7 protein-coding genes are annotated in these 6,875 nt (G+C 44.2%); 6 read left to right on the top strand and 1 reads right to left on the bottom strand.

Annotated elements, in window-relative coordinates; translation table 11 throughout:
* Positions 1–511: 511 nt before the first annotated feature.
* The 4 genes from rpmH to jag all read left to right on the top strand — a co-directional run bounded on the left by rpmH (position 512) and on the right by jag (position 2,747).
* Positions 512–646, top strand: coding sequence for a 50S ribosomal protein L34 (gene rpmH, locus IGK14_RS16530; protein WP_002356012.1), 135 nt, complete (start codon positions 512–514; stop codon positions 644–646).
* A gap of 146 nt (positions 647–792) precedes the next feature.
* The gene (gene rnpA, locus IGK14_RS16525; protein WP_008376940.1) at positions 793–1,128 is read left to right on the top strand and encodes a ribonuclease P protein component; all 336 of its coding nucleotides are present in this window, start codon (positions 793–795) and stop codon (positions 1,126–1,128) included.
* Between the two features lie 18 nt (positions 1,129–1,146).
* Positions 1,147–1,971 carry a YidC/Oxa1 family membrane protein insertase gene (locus IGK14_RS16520; protein WP_010748469.1) on the top strand — a complete coding sequence of 275 codons (825 nt, stop codon included), beginning with the start codon at positions 1,147–1,149 and terminating at the stop codon, positions 1,969–1,971.
* 17 nt (positions 1,972–1,988) lie between these two features.
* Positions 1,989–2,747 (top strand): RNA-binding cell elongation regulator Jag/EloR, encoded by a 759-nt coding sequence (jag, locus tag IGK14_RS16515; RefSeq protein ID WP_010748468.1) that lies wholly within the window; start codon positions 1,989–1,991, stop codon positions 2,745–2,747.
* 204 nt (positions 2,748–2,951) lie between these two features.
* Here jag and IGK14_RS16510 read toward each other — a convergent pair whose 3' ends face one another.
* The gene (locus tag IGK14_RS16510) at positions 2,952–3,281 is read right to left on the bottom strand and encodes a heavy metal-binding domain-containing protein (protein WP_005226284.1); all 330 of its coding nucleotides are present in this window, start codon (positions 3,279–3,281) and stop codon (positions 2,952–2,954) included.
* A 238-nt stretch (positions 3,282–3,519) separates the two neighbouring features.
* Between IGK14_RS16510 and mnmE the strand changes: the two genes are divergently transcribed.
* On the top strand, positions 3,520–4,917 hold the full coding sequence (mnmE, locus tag IGK14_RS16505; protein ID WP_010748467.1) for a tRNA uridine-5-carboxymethylaminomethyl(34) synthesis GTPase MnmE: 1,398 nt from the start codon (positions 3,520–3,522) through the stop codon (positions 4,915–4,917).
* Positions 4,918–4,950: 33 nt separating this feature from the next.
* The gene (mnmG, locus tag IGK14_RS16500) at positions 4,951–6,843 is read left to right on the top strand and encodes a tRNA uridine-5-carboxymethylaminomethyl(34) synthesis enzyme MnmG (protein ID WP_010748466.1); all 1,893 of its coding nucleotides are present in this window, start codon (positions 4,951–4,953) and stop codon (positions 6,841–6,843) included.
* Positions 6,844–6,875: the final 32 nt, after the last annotated feature.

Raw genomic sequence — 6,875 nt, 5'->3', positions numbered from 1 at the left:
AAATTGTCCTCCTATAACTAAGAATAGATATAACTAAAATAGCACGGATTGAAAAAGTTTTCCACAGATTACGATAAAAAAGGTTAGAAAAAAATACTTTTCCACAAAACGGGATAAAAGAAAAATGGAAATGCACATGTTCGAAATTCGACTATCCACAGGTAGAAAAAGAATGTGCATAACTATAAAAAAATTTCCTTTATCCACAGATCGATGTGAAGATCACGCCTTGATAACACTAAGTTTTAGGGTAGTTATCAACAGTCAAAAAAGTGATTGTGGAAAACTTTTCTACAGGCTGTTCGTTTGTGGAAAAAGCCAAAATAACTCTGGGGAAAAAGTTATCCACAAAAATTAGCTATAAACAGCAAACCCACACAAATAAAAGGGATTGTGGATAAAGAATGCCTGATTTTGAGCAAACTTCTTATTGACAAACTAGTACTTGACTCGTTATACTATCAAAGTATGTCTGTGCGCATAAGCATTATCCTGATGGAGGTGGAAATAAATGAAAAGAACGTATCAACCAAATAAACGTAAACGTCAAAAAGTTCACGGATTCCGTAAACGTATGAGTACAAAAAATGGACGTCGTGTTTTAGCTAGCCGTCGTCGTAAAGGCAGAAAGGTTATTTCTGCGTAAGCCACTGAATGCCAGTGGTTTTTTTTATGCCGTTTTTGCGGAATATAGTGTCTGACTTTTGGCAAATATGGTATTATTGACAGGTGAGTGGTTACGGATTCAATCCGTTTCGCGAAGCTTAATTGAAAGAAGTGAAGGAACCGAAGATGAGAAAATCCTATCGAGTAAAAACAGAGCAAGATTTTCAAAAAGTTTTTCAGGCAGGAAATTCTTTTGCAAATCGGAAGTTCGTGGTGTATGTCTTACCTAAAGAGCAATCACATTTTCGAGTTGGTTTATCTGTAGGGAAAAAAGTCGGTAATGCAGTGAAGCGAAATGAGGTCAAACGCAAGATTCGTGCGAGCTTAACGGAAATGAAACCGCGAATCGAACCAGCGATCGATTTTATTGTGATCGCCCGTCCAAGTATCGCCACTTGTTCCTCAAAGGAAATCTACTCGAATTTAGAGCATGTCTTAAAGCTTGCCAAAATTATTCATTAATGGAAAGGAATTAGTTACGTGAAAAAAGGGAAACGCGTCTTACTATTTTTGGGAGTTCTCTCATTAGTAGTTGTCTTATCTGCCTGCGGTGCAACAGGTGAAGTAAATGCACAAAGTACCGGTCTATGGGATCGTTACATCGTTTATTATTTTGCAGAGGCGATCAAAGCCCTCTCCTTCGGCAATGCCGGGATCGGGATCATCCTCTTTACATTGATCATCCGGGTCATTTTGATGCCGTTGATGCACTTTCAAACCAAAAGCATGCGCAAAACGCAAGAATTACAACCGAAGCTAAAAGCGCTGCAGCAGCAATATGCGTCAAAAGATACAGAAACACAAAGCAAGTTAAAAGAAGAAACACAACGTTTGTATGCGGAAAACAATGTCAATCCCTATGCCGGCTGTCTACCATTATTGGTACAAATGCCGATTTTGATGGCCTTGTGGCAATCGATCTCACGGGTTCCTGCTCTGCAAGAAGGAAAATTCTTATGGCTGCAGCTGGGTGATCGTGACCCATACTTCATCTTGCCGATTTTAGCGGCGCTCTTTACTTTTGCAAGTACCTACTTATCAAGTATGAGCCAAGTGGAATCAAATGCGAGTCTGAAAATCATGAATTTCGCTATGCCAATGATGATCTTACTGATGGGGATCAACATTGCCAGCGGTCTTTCCTTGTACTGGGTCGTTTCCAATGCATTCCAAGTTGTGCAAACAATGATCTTAAATAACCCATTCAAGATCCGCCAAGAAAGAGAAGAAGCTGCCCGCAAAGAACGCGAGCGTGAACGTGCGCTGAAAAAAGCAATGAGTCCTAAAAAGAAACGGAAAAAATAAGAGGAGGTTGCACTGCAATGCCGATTTATGAAAATCTGACAGTAGATGAAGCAATTCAAGAGGGATTGCAAGTCCTTGGTATCACCAAAGATCAAGCAGTAATCGAAGTCCTGGATGAAGGAAAAAAAGGCTTCTTGGGTCTAGGAAAAAAACAAGCACGGGTCTCCATTGAAAAACGAATCGTTGAAGAACCGGCACCCGTTGAAGAAGTACCAGCAAAACCGCTGGTAGAACCAGATCCTGTGACGACAGAGGAAGCAAGCAGTGTGATGGAAGCGGCCGCGAGCGAACCTGTTTTGCTGACGGATCTTTCAGATGAGGAAGCGCTGGCTCAGCTGGGACTCTATCTGACAAATATTTCAAAAGCATTGAATGCACCCGCCTTAGTAAAAACCGCTCGTCAAGACGGCGTGATCGTCTTTCATTTAGAAACGCAAAAACAAGGCATTTTGATTGGGAAGCACGGCAAAACCTTGAATGCACTGCAATATTTGGCGCAAGTGTATATTCACCGCATCGCGAAAAACAAATTGTCGATTGTAGTGAATGTCGGAGATTACCGTGAAAAACGTCAAGCGATCTTAGAACGTTTGGCTAGCCGTACTGCTGAAAAAGTCAAACGAACAGGCCGCCCGGTCTTTTTAGAGCCGATGCCGGCGTTTGAAAGAAAGCAGATCCATTCCGTATTGAGTAAAGATGCGTATGTTCAAACTCATTCTGAAGGGGATGAACCGTATCGCTACTTAGTAGTGGAACCTGCGGACAAACGAATTTAATGAAAAAAGGGAAAGGCGGTCTGACAAGCCTTTCCCTTTTTTGATGGGAAAAAGCGATTGACAACAAATTTAAAACCAAGTATCCTTGACTAGAAATCATTCTTATCAAAGTCAACATACGTTACGTAGGTCAGCCTTTGGTATCAAAAAAGAGTCCGTATGCCGCGGACTCTTTTTTGTATTTTTCTTTGATGATAGAGGCAATTAGCCGCCGATGGTTGATTGAGTAAATTGAACCACTGTACCATAGGCAAAGATCTCAAGGTAGGTTTTGTCGCCTTCGACGATGCGGTCATGTTCGAAATGACAGTTGATCACTGCATTCGCTCCGTAGCTGTGGGCGGTTTCTTTTAAGCGATAGGTCACATCTGCCAACAGGTCGTTCAAATTCACAGATGTATCAAATAGATCTACTTCGATTTTGTCTGCCGCAAAGACGATATCCCGCACGACGTAAGGCCGATTCACGTTTCCTGTCGATAAAATGATTTCTTTAATGCGAGCAGCGCTGTTTGATGATTTGATGGTTTCCATAATAGATCCCTCTTTTCTTATTCTTTGCTTTTATTTTAAAGGTTTTTGCGGACAGATGCAAAATTTAAAAGTTTTTGAAGGAAGCTTGCGACTCGCGCAAAAATGTGCTAATCTATTTCCAGAATTTAATTGACAAGCAGTCAAAGTGCTAAGTCTACTCGTTTTTATTGATTTTCAATCAATTTGACGGGTGGAGTGGGCACTTTTTTTATGTGAAAAAATAGGAGGAGCAAGCAACATGGCGAATATTACGCAAGAATTTGATACGATTGCCGCGATTTCCACCCCGCCAGGCGAAGGGGCCATCAGTATTGTGCGATTAAGCGGGGAAGAAGCGATCGCAATTGCGGATCAGATTTTTCAAGCAGGCACTAAAACCCTCGCCCAAGTGCCTAGTCATACGATCCATTATGGTCATATCGTGGATCCAGAAGAAAACCGTTTGATGGATGAAGTGATGCTATCAGTGATGAAAAAGCCGCGGACCTTTACCCGAGAAGATGTCGTTGAGATCAATTGCCACGGCGGGATCGTTGTCGTCAATCAACTCTTGCAGCTGGTTTTACGACAAGGCGCACGGTTGGCTGAGCCGGGAGAATTCACGAAGCGGGCCTTTCTAAACGGACGGGTTGACCTTTCTCAAGCCGAGGCGGTGATGGACTTGATTCGTGCCAAGACCGATAAGGCGATGAATCTCGCAGTCAATCAGCTGGATGGCAATCTTTCCCACTTGATTCGGACCTTACGCCAAGAGATCTTAGAGACGCTGGCGCAAGTTGAAGTGAATATCGATTACCCTGAATACGATGATGTGGAAGAATTGACGACCCGCTTATTGCTAGAAAAAGCCACGATGGTCAAAGGGCAGATCCAAGCCTTATTAGCGACTGCCCAACAAGGAAAAATTTTGCGAGAAGGTTTGAGTACTGCGATCATCGGTCGGCCGAATGTCGGTAAATCCAGCTTATTGAACCATTTATTAAGGGAAGAAAAAGCCATCGTGACAGACATTGCTGGTACGACTCGAGATGTCATTGAAGAGTATGTCAATGTTCGCGGGGTACCATTGAAACTGATCGATACGGCTGGTATCCGCGAAACAGAAGATGTCGTTGAGAAAATCGGAGTCGAACGCAGCCGCAAAGCATTGGCAGAAGCGGAGTTGATTTTGCTGGTTCTCAACCAAAGCGAAGGATTGACCCAGGAAGACAAACAATTGCTGGAGCTGACTGCTGGCAGCCGTCGGATCATCTTATTGAATAAGACCGACCTTGAGCCAAAATTAGCACCTGCTGAGCTAGCGCAGTACGCAGCAGATGAACCGATTTTTTCTGTCTCTGTGTTGACCAACGAAGGCTTAGACCAACTGGAACAAGCCATTGCCGATCTATTCTTTGGGGGCAAGACCACCGATAAGGATGCTTCCTATCTTTCTAATACTCGCCACATTGCCTTATTAGAAAATGCCGTTCAGTCGTTGTCTGAGGTCATCCAAGGGATCGAAGCAGGAATGCCTGTCGACTTGGTTCAAATCGATATGACACGCTGCTGGGACTATCTAGGAGAAGTTGTCGGCGACAGTGTCCAAGATGAGTTGATCACCCAATTGTTCAGTCAGTTTTGTTTAGGAAAATAAAGAATGCGCCACTGGCGTAAAAAGGAGAACACCATGCAAGAATATCAAGCAGAAAGTTATGACGTGATCGTTGTTGGTGCCGGCCATGCCGGATCAGAAGCTGCCTTGGCAGCCAGCCGAATGGGGGCAAAAACCCTCTTGCTGACCATCAACTTAGACATGGTCGCATTCATGCCTTGTAATCCCTCCGTCGGCGGACCAGCAAAAGGCGTCGTGGTGCGCGAAATCGATGCTTTAGGCGGAGAAATGGGCAAAAATATCGACAAAACCTACATCCAAATGCGGATGCTCAATACAGGAAAAGGTCCCGCTGTGCGGGCCTTGCGGGCGCAAGCCGATAAACATGCCTATGCGGCTGAAATGAAACGAACGATCGAAAAAGAAGCCAATCTGACACTGCGCCAAGGAATCGTTGAAAAGCTGATCGTTGAAGAAGGCGAATGCCGTGGCGTCGTGACCTCTACAGGCGCTCGTTACCAAGCCCAAGCTGTAGTGATCACTGCGGGAACAGCGTTGCGAGGAGAGATCATCATTGGAGAGTTGAAGTATTCTTCTGGACCAAACAACTCCCAGCCATCGATTGGACTAGCCGATCATTTGAAAGAGCTTGGCCTAGAGATCGCTCGTTTTAAAACGGGTACACCACCGCGGGTGAAATCCAGCACCATCAACTATGAGGTAACGGAGATCCAGCCTGGCGATGAACAACCGAATCACTTTAGTTACAGCACACCCGATGAAGCCTACAATCAAAACCAAGAACCTTGCTGGTTGACCTATACGAACGAAGGGACGCACCAAATCATCAACCAGAATTTACACCGGGCGCCGATGTTTACAGGGATCGTTGAAGGAGTAGGTGCCCGTTATTGCCCATCTATCGAAGACAAAATCGTGCGTTTTGCAGACAAATCTCGTCACCAACTGTTCTTGGAACCAGAAGGGTTGAACACCGAAGAAGTGTATGTTCAAGGGCTTTCTACTTCTATGCCAGAAGATGTCCAAGTCCAAATGCTGCATTCCATCGCAGGTTTAGAAAAAGCGGAAATGATGCGGACGGGCTACGCCATTGAATATGATGTCGTGGTGCCTCATCAATTGCGTCCAACATTAGAAACCAAAGTCATCGAAAACCTCTTTACGGCAGGACAAACCAACGGAACCAGCGGCTATGAAGAAGCGGCCGGTCAAGGCTTGATCGCAGGCATCAATGCTGCTTTGAAAATTCAAGGCAAAGAACCCTTCATTATGAAACGCAGCGACGGTTATATCGGTGTGATGATCGATGATTTGGTGACCAAAGGAACCAATGAACCTTACCGCTTATTGACCTCTCGTGCCGAATACCGCTTATTGCTGCGTCATGATAATGCGGATCTGCGTTTGACCGAAGTGGGACATCAAATCGGGCTCGTCCCAGAAGCACAATACGAAGCGTATGTAGCGAAAAAAGAAGCTGTTGAAGCAGAAATTAAACGTTTATATAAGATCCGCATCAAACCAACGCCAGAAGTACAAGCGTATTTGACTGCTAAAGGGACGGCAACCTTGAAAGATGGTGTTTTAGCAAATGAATTCTTGCGTCGGCCTGAAGTGACGTATGCCGAAATGCTGCAATTTATCGAAGCCAATGAAGCATTGAAGCCAAAAGAGATCGAACAAGTCGAGATCCAAATCAAATACGAAGGCTATATCAAAAAAGCTCTCGAAAAAGTGGAGAAACTCAAACGGATGGAAGCCAAACGCATTCCTGAAAACATCGACTATGCCGCTATCAATGGCTTGGCAACAGAAGCCAAACAAAAACTGCAAAAAATCCAACCCGAAACCATCGCCCAAGCGAGCCGTATCAGCGGAGTAAACCCAGCTGATATCAGTATTCTGATGGTGTATATCGAACAAGGGAAGATTGCAAAGGTTAACTAAAGACGGTTAATATTCTTTGAATAACCAATTCA

The sequence above is a fragment of the Enterococcus sp. DIV0970a genome, assembly GCF_051711265.1.
GTDB lineage: Bacteria > Bacillota > Bacilli > Lactobacillales > Enterococcaceae > Enterococcus_D > Enterococcus_D casseliflavus.
The sequence above is the reverse complement of the archived record's forward strand: the minus strand, read 5'-3'. Positions and strand labels throughout refer to the sequence as shown.